This window comes from Gilvimarinus gilvus (assembly GCF_030518155.1).
Lineage (GTDB): Bacteria > Pseudomonadota > Gammaproteobacteria > Pseudomonadales > Cellvibrionaceae > Gilvimarinus > Gilvimarinus gilvus.
On record NZ_JAULRU010000501.1, the window covers coordinates 1 to 518 of the forward strand.

Annotated in this window: 1 protein-coding gene; it reads left to right on the forward strand. The window is 32.2% G+C overall.

Translation table 11 applies throughout. The annotated features are described in order from the left end of the window. Positions 1-30: 30 nt before the first annotated feature. On the forward strand, positions 31-518 hold a 488-nt coding region (locus QWI17_RS09085; protein WP_302722195.1), incomplete at its 3' end, for a M28 family metallopeptidase.

Here is a 518-nt window from a genome sequence, read left to right on the forward strand (position 1 = left end):
AATGATCGAACAATAGAATTTGTTTTATTTATGGGCGAAGAAGTTGGTTTGATAGGTTCTAAATATTACGTCAATCAAGCGCTGAAAGATGGTTCTATCAATCAAATCAAAGCAATGTCGAATATGGATATGACAACAAATCCAAAGTCGTATTATTCGACAATGGAAAGTAATTTGCCTATTTTAACTGATTATGCGTATGATGTGCAAAAAGTGATTCCAGATTTTAAATTGAAAACATTTGCGAGTGTAGATTTACATTCAGATCATCAACCGTTTATGTTGCAAGGTGTGCCTATTATTGGGCTTTCGGATAGTCAATTTACAAAAGGAGCGTTAAATTGTTACCACGCAAATTGCGATACATTTGATTATGTAGAAGAAATTGGTTTGAAAAATAATGTGATTTTGGAAACCTATTTGTTGTATCGTTTGAGTAATTTGAAAGAAATTCCTTCAAAACGTTGGAACGAACAAGAAATTAAGGAAGCCTTAATCAAAGGAAATTTAGAAACTCC